The organism is Streptomyces sp. NPDC003038 (genome assembly GCF_040611115.1).
GTDB lineage: Bacteria > Actinomycetota > Actinomycetes > Streptomycetales > Streptomycetaceae > Streptomyces.
The window spans coordinates 1-15,738 of sequence record NZ_JBEXNN010000016.1 but is presented as its reverse complement, the minus strand read 5'-3'; the positions used below and the strand labels follow the sequence as shown (position 1 = coordinate 15,738).

Sequence of the window (15,738 nt, the reverse complement as noted above, 5' to 3'; positions counted from 1 at the left end):
GGCACAGGCACGGGCACGGGCACGGTCCGGCGCTCGCCAGACCGTGCCCGTGCCCCGCTGCCGAGCCGCTCAAGCGGCTCGAACCGTCCGTCGACCACGTCCCCCGGCGCGCTCGTGCCGCCAGGGTGGGACAGCGGGGTGTCAGCCCGCCCGGTACGCGGTCCAGCTGCTCTGCATGCGGCTCACCTGGCCGGCGGAGAACTGGTACATGCAGGAGTCGTACGTGTAGTCCATGAAGTTGCGGATCGGGTCAGCGCCGGTCTTGCTGGCGCAGCTGTCGCGGCCGACCGGGCACTCGTAGGCGGGGCTCTTCTCGGCCGGGGTGTCGGCGACGTAGTCACCGTTGCCGTTACAGCCGCCCTGGAAGGTGTGGTAGAGGCCCAGCCAGTGGCCGACCTCGTGGGTCGCGGTGTCCCCCTCGTTGTAGTTGGCCGCGGAGCCGCCGGGCAGCGAGCTGTCCAGCAGGACCACGCCGTCCATCTTGGGGCTGGAGGCGTAGGAGGTCGGGAAGGTCGCCCAGCCCAGCAGGCCGCCGGAGAGGTTGGCGGTGTAGACATTGAGCGCGCCCGGGCCGCCCTGGCGCAGGGCGTTCTTCATGTCCTTCTCGGCGGTGGAGCCGGAAGCCAGGTTGTACCAGGCGGCGTTGTCCGTGTAGTCGGTCGCCGCCAGGGTGAACTGGAAGTTGGAGTTCACATTGCCGGTGCCCTGGCCGCCGTACGCCGCGTTGAGGACCGCGAGCTGCTTGCCGACATCGGTGGCCGTCAGCTTTCCGGCGGTGCCGGAGTGCACGACGTGGAAGTACACGGGGATGTTCACGACGGCCTCGGCTGCGCGGAGGCTGCGCTGCTCCTTGGAGGCCTTGTCCAGCTTCGCCCTGAGGTCGGCGTCCATGGCCTTGGCCTGGGCCTCGGTGACCTCGTTGGGCTCGTCCGCGTGCTCGTCGTGGGCGCGGGAGACGCGGGCGTTGGCTGCCCCGGTCGTCCCTTCCTCTGCGCACACCTCGGCGGGGGTCTTGGCGGCGGCGAGCGTGGTGGGGGCGGCGAGCGGAGTGAAGGCCAGGGTTCCGGCCAGCACTGCCGTACCCATCAGGCGGCGGCGAAGAAGGGGGGATATGCGGGCAACAGCGCGCACGAGTGCTCCTCGCGGTGGGGGGTGTAGCGGAGGGATCTCCTCACGCTGGCGCGAAGCTTATGTGTGCATGACATAATCCGGTCAAGACTCTTGCGTTAAAGATTTGTTGCTTGTGATGCCGAAGGGGTGCTTGGTCTACACCAAGCACCCCTCTGGACCGGAAAATTGACTGTCCGTCAGTCCGATGACGGGCCGGCTAACGAACCGGCTGGTCCACCCGCTCCACCTGCTGAGTCCCGGTCAGGGTCCGGTACGAGCGGGTCCACGCGGCCGTGGCGTCGGGCCGCCGCTTGTCGGAGACGACGTAGTAGTCCATCTGCGAGCGCTCGGCCGTCACGTCCAGCACGCCGTATCCGTGCGCGTCCATATCGAGCCACTTCACGTGCCAGTTGGCGGCCTTCACGGCCGATTCCGCCACGAGGGAGGCGGTGTCCGCCGGCACGCGCAGGATGTCGTCGAGGTTGTCGGAGGTCACCGAGGTGACCACGAACTCGGTCGCCGCCGTCCCCGACCCCGGGTAGGTCGCCATGTTCACCGGGACCTCGTTCGCCCAGGCCATGTGGATGTCGCCGGTCAGGAACACCGTGTTCTTGACGTTCCGGTCCTTCAGGTGGCTCAGGAGCTCCCTGCGGTCGTCCGTGTAGCCGTCCCACTGGTCCACATTGACCGCGAGACCGCCCTCGGGCAGGCCGAGCAGCTTGGCGAGCGGCTTCAGCAGGTGCGCGGGCAGCGAGGCGAAGGCCACCGGCGAGATCATCACCGACGTGCCGACCAGCTTCCAAGTGGCGTTCGATCCCGCGAGACCGGACTTGAGCCAGTCCAGCTGGGCGCGCCCGGTGAGGGTGCGCTCCGGGTCGTCCACCGAACCGCTGCCGGTCTTGACCTGCTGTGAGCGGAAGGAGCGCAGGTCCAGCAGGTGCAGGTCGGCGAGGGTGCCGAAGCTCAGCCGCCGGTAGACGGTGCCGGCGATGGAGGCGCGTACCGGCATCCACTCGAAGTACGCCTGCTTGGCGGCGGCCGCGCGGGCCCCCCACGCGCCCTCGGTTCCCGGAGTGTGGTTGCCGGCGCCTCCCTCCCAGGCGTCGTTCGCGAACTCGTGGTCGTCCCAGATCGCGATCACCGGGTGCGCGGAGTGCAGCGCCTGGAGGTCGCCGTCCGTCTTGTACTTGCCGTGCCGGGTGCGGTAGTCGGCGAGCGAGAGGATCTCGTGCTGCGGCTCGTGCGCGCGTACGACGTACTTCGCCTCCGGGTAACCCCCGGACTGGTACTCGTATATGTAGTCGCCCAGGTGCAGGACCGCGTCCAGATCCGTGCGGGCGGCCAGGTGGCGGTAGGCGGAGAAGTAGCCGGACTCCCAGTTGGCGCACGAGACCACGCCGAAGCGGACTCCGGTCGTCGTCACGTCGTGGCCCGCGGTGGTCAGGGTGCGGCCGACGGGGGAGACGGTGGTGCCCGCGGTGAACCGGTACCAGTACGGCGTCTGCGGCCGCAGGCCGCGCACGTCCACCTTGACCGTGTGGTCGGTGGCGGCGCTGGCGGTGGCGGCGCCACGGGCGACGACCTGGGAGAAGGCCTTGTCCGCGGCCACCTCCCAGGCCACCTGGACGGCCGGGCCGGCGCCGGAGCCGGGCACGGCCTCGGGGGTGGGGGTCACACGGGTCCACAACAGGATCCCGTCGGGCAGCGGATCGCCGGAGGCGACGCCGTGCAGGAAGGCGGGGGCGGTGCCCGCCGCGTGGGCGGCCGTGGCGCCCAGCGAGGTGATCGGGGCCAGTGCGGCGGTGGCCGCGGCGGCGAGGACGACCGTACGGCGGCGCGGAGTCGCGGCGGCCGCGGAGGAGGAGAGATGACTGGTCACGGATCATCATATTACCGACGGGTACAGGCCCGGCCGCAGCGTTGAAAACGTAACAGGCGGGCGAACTCTTGGAGTTCGCCCGCCTGTTGGGGTGGCCTGTCCGGAAAAGCGGCTCAGGGAATGGCCAGGTATCAGCCCTGCAGGGCCTTGTCGATCGCCGCCGTGAACGCCTCGGCGGTCGCCGGGGTCTCGATCTTCTTGCCGTCCATCTTCAGCGTCGGCGTCCCCTTCACGCCGGACTTGTCGAAGGCCTTCGACATCTCCAGCGCCCACCGGTCGTACGTACCGTCCTCGACGGCCTTCTTGAACTCGGCGTTGCCCTTGAGCGCGGGGACCTTGTCCGCGACCTTCAGCAGGTAGTCGTCCTTGGCGAAGCTGTCGACGGTCTCCTCGGGGTGCAGCTCCTTGGAGTACAGCGCGGCCTTGAAGTCCAGGAAGGCCTCCGGGCTGACGTTCAGCGCCGCACCCAGCGCGCTCAGCGCGTTCTTCGAGCCGTCGCCCTTGACGGCGTTGTCGATGAAGGTGGCGCCGAAGTACTGGAGCTTGTACTTGCCGGCGTCCACGTCCTTCTTGACCTGCTCGCCGACCACCTGCTCGAAGGAGGCGCACGCCGGGCAGCGCGAGTCCTCGTAGAGCTCCAGGGTCTTCTTCGCCTCGGGCTTGCCGACGACGACCGTGGTCCCGTCCTCGCCCGTGGTGTTCTTCGGCTTGACCAGCTCGGCCTTGGCGGCCTTGTCCCAGGGGCCGGGCTGGCTGCCCTGCACGACCAGGTAGCCGACGCCGCCCGCCAGGGCGAGGACGGCGGCGACCGCACCGCCCACGATGACCTGGCGGCGCACCCTGTCCTTCTTCGCCTGCTTCTCGCGCTCGGCGCGCAGCCGCTCGCGGGCGGCGGCCTTGTTCGCCTGGCTGTTGCGTGCACTCATGGTGATCTCCGTGGGATGTGAGACGGGAAAAAAGGGGGACTTCCGTACATGCGTCAGGCGCTGGTGAGCGCGCCGCGCACGGGAGGTCCCCGCCGTCCCACGGAGTGTGCGGGGAAGCGCGTACGGGCCCCGGTGCCCGGAAGGACCGACCGCAGCAGCCGCCGCGCGGGCCCGGCGGCCACCGCCACCCAGGCCACCGCCAGCAGCAGCGGGCGGAACGCGAAGGCGGCCACCGCGCGCAGCAGCTGGCCCAGCGCGCGCTCGCCGTACCGGAGCCATCCCGCGGCCAGCAGGCCGACCGAGACGTGCACGCCGAGCAGGAGCCAGGGCGTCCAGGGCCCGGGCGCGGCCAGCAGCGCCGCCGGATCGGCGGCGGGCCCGGCCACCTCGGTCAGCGGCACGCCCACCGGGGTGCCGCCGCACAGCTCGTCCAGGCCCATCGCGCGCAGCGGACCGGAGACCGGGCCGCCGGCCGGGCCGTAACAGACGTGCTGTCCGGCGGTGAAGACGGTGTCGGCGGCCAGCTCCAGCGGCACGAGGAGCCCGGCGATCGCGCCGAAGCCGCGCTCGCGGCCCGCCAGGGCGTAGGCGATCACGAAGACGCCGGCGAAGGCCCCGGCCACCAGGGCGGGCGGCAGGGGCACCTGGGACATGAGGACGTGCGAGCCGGCCGAGAGCAGCACGACGAGCGCGCTGAACAGCGCCGCCCGCAGCCCTCGAAGCCCCGCCCCTGATATGTCCATCGTCGCGAGTGTGCCATGAGTCCCTGTGGAAGGGAGCGCCAGGCCCCGGACGGGCTCGCGGTGGCGGACCCGGGCCATCCCGAACGCCTTGCGGACCGGTGGCTACGCCGTCAGCCGGCCGTTGCGGAAGAGGTCCACGAAGATCTGGTGGTCGGCGCGTGCCCGGGCCCCGTACGCGTGGGCGAAGTCCACCAGCAGCTCCGCGAAGCCCTCCTCGTCGGCCGCGATCGCCGCGTCGATGGCGCGCTCGGTGGAGAAGGGGACCAGGGTCTGCCCGCTCTCGTCCTCGTCGGCGGCGCCGTGCATGGTCGCCGTCGCCCGGCCCAGGTCCGCGACCACCGCGGCGATCTGCTCCGGGTCGTCCAGGTCGGACCAGTCCAGGTCCACCGCGTACGGGGAGACCTCGGCCACCAGCTGCCCGGACCCGTCCAGCTCCGTCCAGCCCAGCCACGGGTCGGCATGAGCTTGCAGGGCCCGCTGGGAGATCACCGTGCGGTGCCCCTCGTGCCGGAAGTAATCCCGCACGGCCCGGTCCGTGATGTGCCGGGACACCGCCGGGGTCTGCGCCTGCTTGAGGTAGATCACGACGTCGTTCTCCAGGGCGTCGCTGTGGCCCTCCAGCAGGATGTTGTAGGAGGGCAGGCCCGCCGAGCCGATGCCGACGCCGCGGCGGCCCACCACGTCCTTGACCCGGTAGGAGTCCGGCCGCACCAGCGACTCGTCGGGCAGGGTCTCCAGGTACCCGTCGAAGGCGGCCAGCACCTTGTACCGGGTGGCGGCGTCCAGCTCGATGGTGCCCGCGCCGGCGGTGAAGCGGCGCTCGAACTCGCGGATCTCCGTCATGGAGTCCAGCAGGGAGAACCGGGTCCGGGAGCGGGCCGAGCGCAGGGCCGCCAGCAGCGGGCCCTCGGCGGTGTCCAGGGTGAAGGAGGGCACCTCCTCCACCTTGGCGCCGGTGGCCAGGCGGTGGATCCGCTCCCGGTAGGCGCCGGCGTAGATCCCCACCAGCTCGCTGATCTGCTCGTCGCTGAGCGCCTTGGTGTAGCCGATCAGGGCGACGGAGGCGGCGAACCGCTTGAGGTCCCAGGTGAAGGGGCCGACGTAGGCCTCGTCGAAGTCGTTGACGTTGAAGATCAGGCGGCCGGTCGAGTCCATGTACGTGCCGAAGTTCTCGGCGTGCAGATCGCCGTGGATCCACACCCGGCCCGTCCGCTCGTCCAGATACGGGCCGCCGTGGCGGTCGCGCTCCAGGTCCGCGTAGAAGAGGCAGGCCGTGCCCCGGTAGAAGGCGAAGGCGGAGGCCGCCATCTTCCGGAATTTGACCTGGAAGGCGGCGGGATCGGCGGCGAGCAGCTCACCGAACGCGGTGTCGAACACGTCGAGTATCTGCTCGGCGCGCTGCTCGTCGGTCGTCTCGGGAACCGCCATGGCGGATGCCTCCTGGTGGCGCTGGTGGATCGCGGTTTGATCTTGAACCGGCGGACGGGTGTCCTGGCTCTGCAACGGATGACCGTACCCGTCGGTGCCCGAGAACTGTCACCCGGTCGACGTAGGATTCGAAGCTGCCACCCTCTCTCCCCTCCGGAGGCTCCGACCGTGACCAAACAGCCGTTCACGCACCTGCACGTCCACACCCAGTACTCGCTGCTGGACGGTGCCGCGCGGCTGAAGGACATGTTCAACGCGTGCAATGAGATGGGCATGACGCACATCGCCATGTCCGACCACGGCAACCTGCACGGGGCGTACGACTTCTTCCATTCCGCGAAGAAGGCCGGCATCACGCCGATCATCGGCATCGAGGCCTACGTCGCCCCCGAGTCCCGGCGCAACAAGCGCAGGATCCAGTGGGGCCAGCCGCACCAGAAGCGGGACGACGTCTCCGGCTCCGGCGGTTACACCCACAAGACGATCTGGGCGGCCAACGCCACCGGCCTGCACAACCTCTTCCGGCTGTCCTCCGACGCGTACGCCGAGGGCTGGCTCACGAAGTGGCCGCGCATGGACAAGGAGACCATCAGCAAGTGGTCCGAGGGGCTGATCGCCTCCACCGGCTGCCCCTCCGGCGAGGTGCAGACCCGGCTGCGCCTCGGCCAGTTCGACGAGGCGCTCAAGGCCGCCTCCGAGTACCAGGACATCTTCGGCAAGGGCCGGTACTTCCTGGAGCTGATGGACCACGGCATCGAGATCGAGCGTCGGGTCCGCGACGGACTGCTGGAGATCGGCAAGAAGCTCGGCATCCCGCCGCTGGTGACGAACGACTCCCACTACACCTACGCCAGCGAGGCCGGCGCCCACGACGCGCTGCTCTGCATCCAGACCGGCAAGAACCTCTCGGACCCGGACCGCTTCCGTTTCGACGGCACCGGCTACTACCTGAAGTCCACGGAGGAGATGTACGCCATCGACTCCTCCGACGCCTGGCAGGAGGGCTGCGCCAATACGTGGCGGGTCGCGGAGCAGGTCGACACCGAGGGCATGTTCCAGTTCCGGAACCTGATGCCGAAGTTCGACATCCCCGAGGGCTACACCGAGGTCACCTGGTTCCGCGAGGAGACCATGCGCGGCATGCACCGCCGCTACCCCGGAGGTATTCCGGAGGACCGGCTGAAGCAGGCCGAGTACGAGATGGACACGATCATCTCGATGGGCTTCCCGGGCTACTTCCTCGTGGTCGCCGACTTCATCATGTGGGCCAAGAACCAGGGCATCGCGGTCGGCCCGGGCCGAGGCTCCGCGGCCGGTTCGATCGTCGCGTACGCCATGGGCATCACCGACCTCGACCCGCTCACCCACGGTCTGATCTTCGAGCGCTTCCTGAACCCCGAGCGCGTCTCCATGCCCGATGTCGACATCGACTTCGACGAGCGCAGGCGCGTCGAGGTGATCAGGTACGTGACCGAGAAGTACGGCCAGGACAAGGTCGCCATGATCGGCACCTACGGCACGATCAAGGCCAAGAACGCGATCAAGGACTCCGCCCGCGTCCTGGGCTACCCCTACGCCATGGGCGACCGGCTCACCAAGGCCATGCCCGCCGACGTCCTCGGCAAGGGCATCCCGCTCTCCGGCATCCTCGACCCGAAGCACCCGCGCTACGGCGAGGCCGGCGAGATCCGCGGGATGTACGAGAACGAGCCGGACGTGAAGAAGGTCATCGACACCGCCATGGGCGTCGAGGGGCTGGTCCGCCAGATGGGCGTGCACGCCGCCGGCGTGATCATGTCCAGTGAGACGATCACCGACCACGTGCCCGTCTGGGTCAGGCACACGGACCAGGTCACCATCACCCAGTGGGACTACCCGAGCTGCGAGGCGCTCGGCCTGCTGAAGATGGACTTCCTCGGCCTGCGCAACCTCACGATCATGGACGACGCCGTCAAGATGGTGAAGGCCAACAAGGGGATCGACATCGATCTCCTGGCCCTGCCGCTCGACGACCCCAAGACCTTCGAACTGCTCGGCCGCGGCGACACCCTCGGCGTCTTCCAGTTCGACGGCGGCCCCATGCGGGCCCTGCTGCGGCTGATGAAGCCCGACAACTTCGAGGACATCTCCGCCGTCTCGGCCCTGTACCGGCCGGGCCCGATGGGCATGAACTCGCACACCAACTACGCCCTGCGCAAGAACAAGCAGCAGGAGATCACCCCGATCCACCCGGAGCTGGAGAAGCCCCTCGAAGAGGTGCTCGCGGTCACCTACGGCCTGATCGTCTACCAGGAGCAGGTGCAGAAGGCCGCCCAGATCATCGCCGGGTACTCGCTCGGCGAGGCCGACATCCTGCGCCGCGTGATGGGCAAGAAGAAGCCCGAGGAACTGGCGAAGAACTTCACCATCTTCCAGGAGGGCGCCCGGAAGAACGGCTACACCGACCAGGCGATCCAGGCCCTGTGGGACGTCCTGGTCCCCTTCGCCGGCTATGCCTTCAACAAGGCCCACTCGGCCGCCTACGGCCTGGTCTCCTACTGGACCGCCTACCTCAAGGCGAACTACCCGGCCGAGTACATGGCCGGCCTGCTCACCTCGGTCAAGGACGACAAGGACAAGTCCGCGATCTACCTGAACGAGTGCCGCCGGATGGGCATCAAGGTCCTGCCGCCGAACGTGAACGAGTCGGAGCCGAACTTCGCCGCCCAGGGCGACGACGTGATCCTCTTCGGGCTCACCGCCGTCCGCAACGTCGGCAGCAACGTCGTGGAATCGATCATCAAGACCCGGAAGGCGAAGGGGAAGTTCTCCTCCTTCCCCGACTTCCTGGACAAGGTCGAGGCCGTCGTCTGCAACAAGCGCACCGTCGAATCGCTGATCAAGGCCGGCGCCTTCGACGAGATGGGCCACACCCGCAAGGGCCTGGTCGCCCACCACGAATCGATGATCGACAACGTCGTCGCGGTCAAGCGCAAGGAGGCGGAGGGGCAGTTCGACCTCTTCGGCGCAATGGGCGACGAGAGCGCGAGCGACGAGCCGGGCTTCGGCCTCGACGTCGAGTTCTCCGATGTCGAGTGGGAGAAGTCCTACCTGCTCGCCCAGGAGCGCGAGATGCTCGGCCTCTACGTCTCCGACCACCCCCTCTTCGGCCTGGAGCACGTCCTCTCCGACAAGACGGACGCCGGAATCTCCCAGCTGACCGGCGGCGAGCACTCCGACGGCGCGGTCGTCACCATCGGCGGCATCATCTCCGGCCTCCAGCGCAAGATGACCAAGCAGGGCAACGCCTGGGCCATCGCCACCGTCGAGGACCTGGCCGGCTCCATCGAGTGCATGTTCTTCCCCGCGACCTACCAGCTCGTCTCCACCCAGCTGGTCGAGGACACCGTCGTCTTCGTCAAGGGCCGCCTCGACAAGCGCGAGGACATCCCCCGGCTGGTCGCCATGGAGATGATGGTCCCCGACCTCTCGTCCGCCGGAACCAACGCCCCCGTGGTCCTCACCATCCCCACCGTCAAAGTCACGCCTCCGATGGTGACCCGACTGGGGGAGATCCTGCGCCACCACAAGGGCAACACCGAGGTGCGGATCAAGCTCCAGGGGCCGCGGAGCACCACCGTGCTGCGCCTCGACAAGCACCGCGTACAGCCCGACCCGGCGCTCTTCGGCGACCTCAAGGTGCTGCTCGGCCCGTCCTGCCTGGCCGGATGACGCCGTTGCGCCACCGACGGAAGGGTTCGCCCGGCACTGCCGGGCGAACCCTTCACGTTCCGCACCACTACTGACCGCAGCACACGGGTCAGTTGTGGCCGAACTTCTTCTGCCTGCTCTTGTGGGCCAGGTCCATGGGACTCGGCGACGGCGACGCCGACTCGGTGTGGGACTGCGCCGAACTCCTGCCCGGATCCTGCGCCGAGGTGCGTTCCTGGGACTTCGCCGGCTGCTTCTGGTTCTTGTTCTTGGCCATGGTGGAGCCTCCGTGAGGGTCTAGGGGCCAGGACCGCCTTCACACTCACACAGCACCGGAAACCGCGCATTTTGGATCATTACTGCGCGTAGCCGGTGGCCCGTCTCCCGCGGCACGGGAGATCCGCCACGCCGGTGATCGAGTTCCGGCCTTCAACACCCTTGCGGTCGGGCAGACTCGGGGAATATCCAGAGGACCCCCACGGAAGAGGGTGGAACGCGTGGACCGCTGCGTCGTCCTGGTGGACGCCGGCTATCTGCTGGGCGCCGCCGCGAGCCTTCTCGCAGGGGAGCCCTCCCGCTCCCGCATCACCGTCGACCATGCCGCCCTCATCCAGGGGCTGCGCGAGCGCGCCGAGGCCGACACCGAACAGCCCCTGCTGCGCATCTACTGGTTCGACGGTGCACCCGACCGGGTGCCGCAGCCCGAACACCGGCGGCTGCGCGTCATGCCCCGCGTCACCGTCCGCCTCGGCGCCCTGACCCGCAGCGACGGCCGCTGGGCGCAAAAGGGCGTCGACGCCGCCATGCACGCCGAACTGACCGAGCTGGCCCGCAACCGGGCCTGCTCCGACGTGGTCCTGGTGACCGGCGACGGCGACCTGCTGCCCGGCCTGATGTCCGCCAAGGAACACGGAGTCGCCGTCCACCTGTGGGCCGTCCAGGCCGCCGACGGGGACTACAACCAGTCCGAGGACCTCGTCGCCGAGGCGGACGAACGCCGCGTCCTGGACCGGGCCTGGATCACCCGGGCCGTCCGCGCCAAGGAGTTCACCGGACTGTGCTCCCCGCCGCCCGCGCCGCGCCCCGACATCGCCGCCATCCTCTCCGCCCCGCTTCCCGAGGCGGCGCTCGCCGAGGCCGCCCGCAACGGCTCCGCCGCGGGAGCCGGGGAGACCGACCGGGACGGCGCCCCCGTACCCGCGCCCGCCGGCGCCGGGGGCAGAGCCGTGCCCACGCCCAAGGACCTCGCCGGCTCGCTGCGCGCGCCCGGCCCGCAGGCCGGTCAGCCCGCCGGGCAGCACGCCCCCCAGCCCCCGGCCGGCAGCGCCCTGCGGTGGTCCTCCGACAAGGGATGGATCGACCGGGCCGGACCGCTCGGCGAACCCGCCGAGACCGCCTCCCTGCCCACCCTCGCGCAGCTCACCAGCGCCGAACAGCGCTGGGCGGACCGTGAGGAGGACATCACCACCGTCGGCGGTGACCCGTTCGAGGTGGGACAGGTGTTCGCCCGGCGGTGGATGGAACGGCTCCCGGAGAGCGTGCACCTGCAGAAGCTGGCCACGATGTACCCGCGGATCCCGCACCGCATCGACGGGGAGCTGCTGCGCTACGCGGCCCGGTTCGGGCTGCTCGCGCACAAGGACGACCAGATCGACGAGCACGACCGGTACGCCATCCGGGCCGGGTTCTGGCGGGAGATCGACGTCCGGGCCGCGGCCGACCACGTGGCCGCCGGAGCGGGCGCCGTACCCGCCGCCGGGCCCGGTGCCCCGGTGACCCCGGCAGCCGAGTAGGGGCGGCGAGCACGTAGGCTGCTCCCTCGTGAGTACGGGCACAGCACAGGCGGGCACAGCGGCGGCAGCGACCGCGCAAGCGGCCTCCGACGTGGTCTGCGCGGTGCGTGACCTGGTCAGAACCTATCCCGCGGTACGCGGACGGCGCGGGGCTCCCGCCCTGCCCGAGACCCGCGCGACCGACGGCGTCTGCCTGGACGTCCGGCGCGGCGAGATCTTCGGCCTGCTCGGCCCCAACGGCGCCGGCAAGTCGACACTGGTCCGCCAGCTCACCGGCCTCATGCGGCCCGACTCGGGCACCGTGACCCTCCTCGGCCACGACCTCGTACGCCACCCCGAGCGGGCGGCCCGGCTGCTCGCCTACCTCGGGCAGGAATCCACCGCCCTGGACGAGCTCACGGTGGCTCTGGCCGCCGAGACGACGGGACGGCTGCGCGGACTCGGGGCACGGGCGGCGCGGGCCGCGCGGGACGCCGTACTGGAGGAACTGGGGCTGACCGCGATCGCCGGGCGGCCCCTGAAGAAGCTCTCCGGCGGGCAGCGGCGGCTGGCCTGCTTCGCCACCGCGCTGGTGGTGGAGCGCCCGGTGCTGGTCCTCGACGAGCCCACCACGGGCATGGACCCGGTCGCCCGGCGGGCCGTGTGGTCGGCCGTCGACCGGCGGCGCGCACAGCACGGAGCCACCGTCCTGCTCGTCACACACAACGTCATCGAGGCCGAGACCGTCCTCGACCGGGTCGCCGTCATGGACCAGGGCCAGGTCATCGCCTGCGACACCCCGGCCGGACTGAAGGCCCGGGTCTCGGGCGAGGTCCGGCTGGAACTGGTGTGGCGCTCCACCGCTCCGCTGGACGTTCCGGAGGTCGCCGCGCTGGCACCGCTGGCCGCCGAGTCCGGGCGCCGGTGGGTGCTGCGGCTGGCGCCGGACGAGGCACGGGCCGCGGTGGCCGCCGTCACCGGAGGGCCGGCTTTCGCCGCGCTCGACGATTTCACACTGGCGACGCCGAGCCTGGAGGACGTCTACCTCGCGCTCGGCGGCAGGACGAACGGGCTGGTGAAGTCGTGAGCGACCGCTCCACGGGCGCAGTCGTACAGGCTCCGGCCGCAGGGCCGGCCGCCGCCGCACCACTGGCTCCGCGGGCACGGTTCTTCCCCGCGCTGGCCGCCGTGTACCGGGCGCAGTTGTCCCGGGCGCGGGTGGCGCGGATCCCGCTGCTGTTCGTGGCCACCTTCCAGTCCGTCGGCATCATGATCCTGATGCGGGGCGTGGTGGACGGCGGCTCGGAAGCCCGCGCCGTCGTCGCCGGGTCATCCGTCCTCGTCGTCGCCTTCGTCGCGCTGAACCTGCTCGCCCAGTACTTCGGGCAGCTGCGCGCCGGGGGAGGGCTCGACCACTACGCCACGCTGCCGGTACCCCCCGCGTCGGTGGTCCTGGGCGCGGCCGGCGCGTACGCCTCCTTCACCCTGCCCGGGACCCTGGTCACCGCCGTCTTCGGGAGCGTGCTGTTCGGGCTGCCGATGGGCGGGCTGTGGATCCTGGCCGCGGTGGTGCCGCTGGCCGGGGCCGCGCTGGCCGGACTCGGAGCGGCGCTCGGGCTGCTGGCCCCGCGCCAGGAGCTGGCCACGCTGGCCGGACAGCTCGGCATGTCCGCGGCGCTCCTGCTGGGGGTGCTGCCGCCGGAGCGGATGCCGGACCTCATCGTGTGGGCGCGGGACCTGCTGCCGTCGACCTACGCCGTGGAGGCCTTCGCGGCCACCTTCGCGCCGAGGCCGGACTGGGCCGCCGTCGCGCTCGACCTCGGCGTGTGCGCCGCCGTGGGCGTCCTCTCGCTGGCCGTCGCGACATGGGCGTACCGGCGGGCGGCGGTCCGCTGACGCCGGTGCCGGGCGGCCCCTCTTGTTCAAGACCTGGCACGATGTGGGTGTGACCGAAGCCGTGACCCCGCCCTCCCCCTTCGACCCGTCGTCGTTCCCGTCCGGGAAGCCGCAGGACGCCGCCGACCGGATCACCGCGCGGGACGTCCGCGACGGGGCCACGACCGCCCTGCTGGTCGCGGTGGCCGGGGTGGTCCTCGGACTGCTGTGGGCCTGGCTGGCGCCGCGGGCGCAGTACGTCTCCAACGGCGAGGCCGTGTTCCTGCGGAACACCGAGAGCGAGGCGCGGATCGGGTCCGACGGGACGTTCTTCCTCCTGTCGGTGGGATTCGGCGTGCTGAGCGCCGTCGTCACCTTCCTGTGGCGCCGCCGGGGCGGCGTGCCGCTGGTGCTCGGGCTCGGGGTGGGGTCGGTCTTCGCCGCGCTGGTGGGGTGGCGGCTCGGGCTGTGGCTGGGGCCGTCCTCGGACCTGGCGGCGGCCGCGCTGAAGGCGGGCAAGGGGGTTCCGTTCGAGGCGCCGCCGCAGTTGCTGGCGCACGGGGTGCTGCTGGTCTGGCCGATGGTGGCCGTGGCGGTACACCTCGGCCTGACGGCCGTGTGGGCGCCGCGGGATCCGGCCGGTGTCGCTCCCGAGCGGTGGGCCGGGGTCTACCCGCCGCCGCATGTGCACGCCGACCCGTCGGGCCCGGAGGCCCCGCGCGGCTGAGCGTCGCTGCCGGTGCGGTGCGGTGCGGTGCGGTGCCGTGCGGTGCCGTGCCGTGCTGGTGCCTGGGCCGGGCTGGTGCGGCGTCGTCGCGGGGGCGCTGCCCCCGGGCCCCCGCGCCTCAAACGCCGGCGGGGCTGGGAGGGGCAAACGCCGGCGGGGCTGGGAGGGCCGGTTACGCGCGGGCGATGGGGGCTACCGTGGCGCCCGTCAACGTCGTCAGGTCCGCGGGGGAGAGCTCGACCTCCAGGCCCCGGCGGCCGGCCGAGACGCAGATCGTGGTGCGCGCGGCGGCCGACGCGTCCAGGACCGTGCGCAGGCGCTTGCGCTGCCCCAGCGGGGAGATGCCGCCGCGCACGTAGCCGGTGGTGCGTTCCGCCAGCGCCGGGTCGGCCATCGCCGCGCGCTTGCCGCCCACCGCCGCGGCCAGGGCTTTGAGGTCCAGCGAGCCGGAGACCGGGACCACCGCCACCGTGAGGGCGCCGTCCACGTCCGTGACGAGGGTCTTGAAGACCTGGGCCGCCGGGACGCCCATCGCTTCGGCCGCCTCCTCGCCGTACGAGGGGTGTGCCGGGTCGTGCTCGTACGCGTGCGTCGTGAACGGGACCCCCGCTGCCGTGAGGGCGACGATCGCCGGGGTGCCGGCGGGCTGCTGCTGCTGCTTCTTCTTCGCCATCAGTTCAGGCTCGTGGGGGCGCGGGTGAGGTCCACCGCCGGCAGGGACGGGAGGTGGCGGATGACCGCCGTCTCCGTGCGCAGGAGCTTCAGCTCCTCCGCCAGGCGGGTCGCCGTGTCCGGGGCCTGGAGCAGCCGCTGCCTGGCCGGGATGTCCAGCACCGCGGCCGCTGCCACCAGGTACGAGACCACCGAGGGATCGTCCGGCAGCTCCGCGCCGGTCAGGGACCGTTCGCGGGCTCCGGCCAGGCGCTTCTGGTAGCTGCGAAAGGCCCGCAGGACTCCTTCGGCCAGCGTCGCCGCGCCCTCGCCCGCGTCCTCCGGGAGCTCTTCCAGTTCCGCGGTCAGGAAGGGGCCCGAGGAGTCGACGGAGAGGAGGCGGACCCGTGTGGTGCCGGTCGCCAGGACCTCGAAGCTGCCGTCCTCCCGCTCGCGGATCGTCGCCGCGTCCGCGATGCAGCCCACCCGGTGGAACGCCTGGATCGGGTCCGCGCCGAAGCCCGCGGCCGGGCCGCGCTCGGGAAGGGACGTCTGGTCCGGCAGGCCGGGCGCGGTCGGCGCGACCTCGCGGCCGTCGCGGATCGCGACGACGGCGAAGCGGCGCGGCTCGTCCTCGCCCGTCTTCAGCAGCTCGCGCATCATGGCGCGATAACGCTCCTCGAAGATGTTCAGCGGGAGGACGAGTCCCGGGAACAGCACTGAGTTCAGCGGGAAGAGGGGCAGGCGAACGGTGGTCACGAGGCACAGGGTAGTGGCCCCGGGGTCAGGCGGTCTCCGTCGGACCGGGGCGGGATCAGCCCCGGGGCGGCACGGCGCGGCGCCGGGCGGGCCGGGCCCGGACGTCGTCACGCGACCCTACTCTGGGAGTGAGCGTGCGACGACGAGGAGTAACCGGAGGGGAAGCCGGTGCCCGTCA

The 15,738-nt window shown here is 71.2% G+C and carries 13 protein-coding genes; 5 read left to right on the top strand and 8 right to left on the bottom strand.

The features are described from left to right. Window positions 1–141 precede the first annotated feature (141 nt). The 5 genes from ABZX75_RS20660 to ABZX75_RS20640 form a co-directional block, all read right to left on the bottom strand. A complete protein-coding gene (locus ABZX75_RS20660; RefSeq protein WP_355412730.1) occupies window positions 142–1,086 on the bottom strand; it encodes a zinc metalloprotease in 945 nt (314 codons plus the stop codon). Between the two features lie 241 nt (window positions 1,087–1,327). Next, the gene (locus tag ABZX75_RS20655; RefSeq protein WP_355412497.1) at window positions 1,328–2,989 is read right to left on the bottom strand and encodes an alkaline phosphatase D family protein; all 1,662 of its coding nucleotides are present in this window, start codon (window positions 2,987–2,989) and stop codon (window positions 1,328–1,330) included. A 131-nt stretch (window positions 2,990–3,120) separates the two neighbouring features. Continuing rightward, window positions 3,121–3,915, bottom strand: a complete 795-nt coding sequence (locus ABZX75_RS20650) for a DsbA family protein (protein ID WP_355412495.1) — start codon at window positions 3,913–3,915, stop codon at window positions 3,121–3,123. Window positions 3,916–3,968: 53 nt separating this feature from the next. After that, window positions 3,969–4,658, bottom strand: coding sequence for a hypothetical protein (locus tag ABZX75_RS20645; protein ID WP_355412493.1), 690 nt, complete (start codon window positions 4,656–4,658; stop codon window positions 3,969–3,971). A gap of 102 nt (window positions 4,659–4,760) precedes the next feature. After that, on the bottom strand, window positions 4,761–6,086 hold the full coding sequence (locus tag ABZX75_RS20640; protein WP_355412491.1) for a DUF2252 domain-containing protein: 1,326 nt from the start codon (window positions 6,084–6,086) through the stop codon (window positions 4,761–4,763). Window positions 6,087–6,254: 168 nt separating this feature from the next. On the opposite strand from ABZX75_RS20640, the gene dnaE reads away from it, so the two are divergent. After that, a complete protein-coding gene (gene dnaE / locus ABZX75_RS20635) occupies window positions 6,255–9,797 on the top strand; it encodes a DNA polymerase III subunit alpha (RefSeq protein WP_355412489.1) in 3,543 nt (1,180 codons plus the stop codon). Window positions 9,798–9,885: 88 nt separating this feature from the next. Here dnaE and ABZX75_RS20630 read toward each other — a convergent pair whose 3' ends face one another. Next, on the bottom strand, window positions 9,886–10,053 hold the full coding sequence (locus tag ABZX75_RS20630) for a hypothetical protein (RefSeq protein WP_355412487.1): 168 nt from the start codon (window positions 10,051–10,053) through the stop codon (window positions 9,886–9,888). Between the two features lie 211 nt (window positions 10,054–10,264). Between ABZX75_RS20630 and ABZX75_RS20625 the strand changes: the two genes are divergently transcribed. From ABZX75_RS20625 to ABZX75_RS20610, 4 genes are all read left to right on the top strand, one after another. Further along, window positions 10,265–11,569, top strand: coding sequence for an NYN domain-containing protein (locus ABZX75_RS20625; RefSeq protein WP_355412485.1), 1,305 nt, complete (start codon window positions 10,265–10,267; stop codon window positions 11,567–11,569). A gap of 91 nt (window positions 11,570–11,660) precedes the next feature. Continuing rightward, window positions 11,661–12,635: an ABC transporter ATP-binding protein gene (locus ABZX75_RS20620; protein WP_355412728.1), complete on the top strand. Its 975-nt coding sequence runs from the start codon at window positions 11,661–11,663 to the stop codon at window positions 12,633–12,635. Then, the gene (locus tag ABZX75_RS20615; protein ID WP_355412483.1) at window positions 12,632–13,444 is read left to right on the top strand and encodes an ABC transporter permease; all 813 of its coding nucleotides are present in this window, start codon (window positions 12,632–12,634) and stop codon (window positions 13,442–13,444) included. Before ABZX75_RS20620 ends, ABZX75_RS20615 begins: the two co-directional genes overlap by 4 nt. Window positions 13,445–13,493: 49 nt before the next feature. Continuing rightward, window positions 13,494–14,150, top strand: coding sequence for a DUF2567 domain-containing protein (locus tag ABZX75_RS20610; protein ID WP_355412481.1), 657 nt, complete (start codon window positions 13,494–13,496; stop codon window positions 14,148–14,150). 172 nt (window positions 14,151–14,322) lie between these two features. Here the strand turns inward: ABZX75_RS20610 and ybaK are convergent, their stop codons facing one another. Both ybaK and ABZX75_RS20600 read right to left on the bottom strand, forming a co-directional pair. Next, complete coding sequence (gene ybaK, locus ABZX75_RS20605; protein ID WP_355412479.1) at window positions 14,323–14,823, bottom strand: Cys-tRNA(Pro) deacylase; 501 nt, start codon at window positions 14,821–14,823, stop codon at window positions 14,323–14,325. Further along, window positions 14,823–15,560 carry an LON peptidase substrate-binding domain-containing protein gene (locus ABZX75_RS20600; protein ID WP_355412477.1) on the bottom strand — a complete coding sequence of 246 codons (738 nt, stop codon included), beginning with the start codon at window positions 15,558–15,560 and terminating at the stop codon, window positions 14,823–14,825. Before ABZX75_RS20600 ends, ybaK begins: the two co-directional genes overlap by 1 nt. Window positions 15,561–15,738 lie beyond the last annotated feature (178 nt).

Excerpts from the sequence above, each read along its gene's own strand:
- ABZX75_RS20650 (WP_355412495.1), bottom strand. The coding sequence starts at position 3,915 with ATGAGTGCACGCAACAGCCAGGCGAACAAGGCCGCCGCCCGCGAGCGG.
- ABZX75_RS20660 (WP_355412730.1), bottom strand. The coding sequence starts at position 1,086 with ATGGGTACGGCAGTGCTGGCCGGAACCCTGGCCTTCACTCCGCTCGCC.
- ABZX75_RS20645 (WP_355412493.1), bottom strand. The coding sequence starts at position 4,658 with ATGGACATATCAGGGGCGGGGCTTCGAGGGCTGCGGGCGGCGCTGTTC.
- ABZX75_RS20630 (WP_355412487.1), bottom strand. The coding sequence starts at position 10,053 with ATGGCCAAGAACAAGAACCAGAAGCAGCCGGCGAAGTCCCAGGAACGC.
- ABZX75_RS20640 (WP_355412491.1), bottom strand. The coding sequence starts at position 6,086 with ATGGCGGTTCCCGAGACGACCGACGAGCAGCGCGCCGAGCAGATACTC.
- ybaK (WP_355412479.1), bottom strand. The coding sequence starts at position 14,823 with ATGGCGAAGAAGAAGCAGCAGCAGCAGCCCGCCGGCACCCCGGCGATC.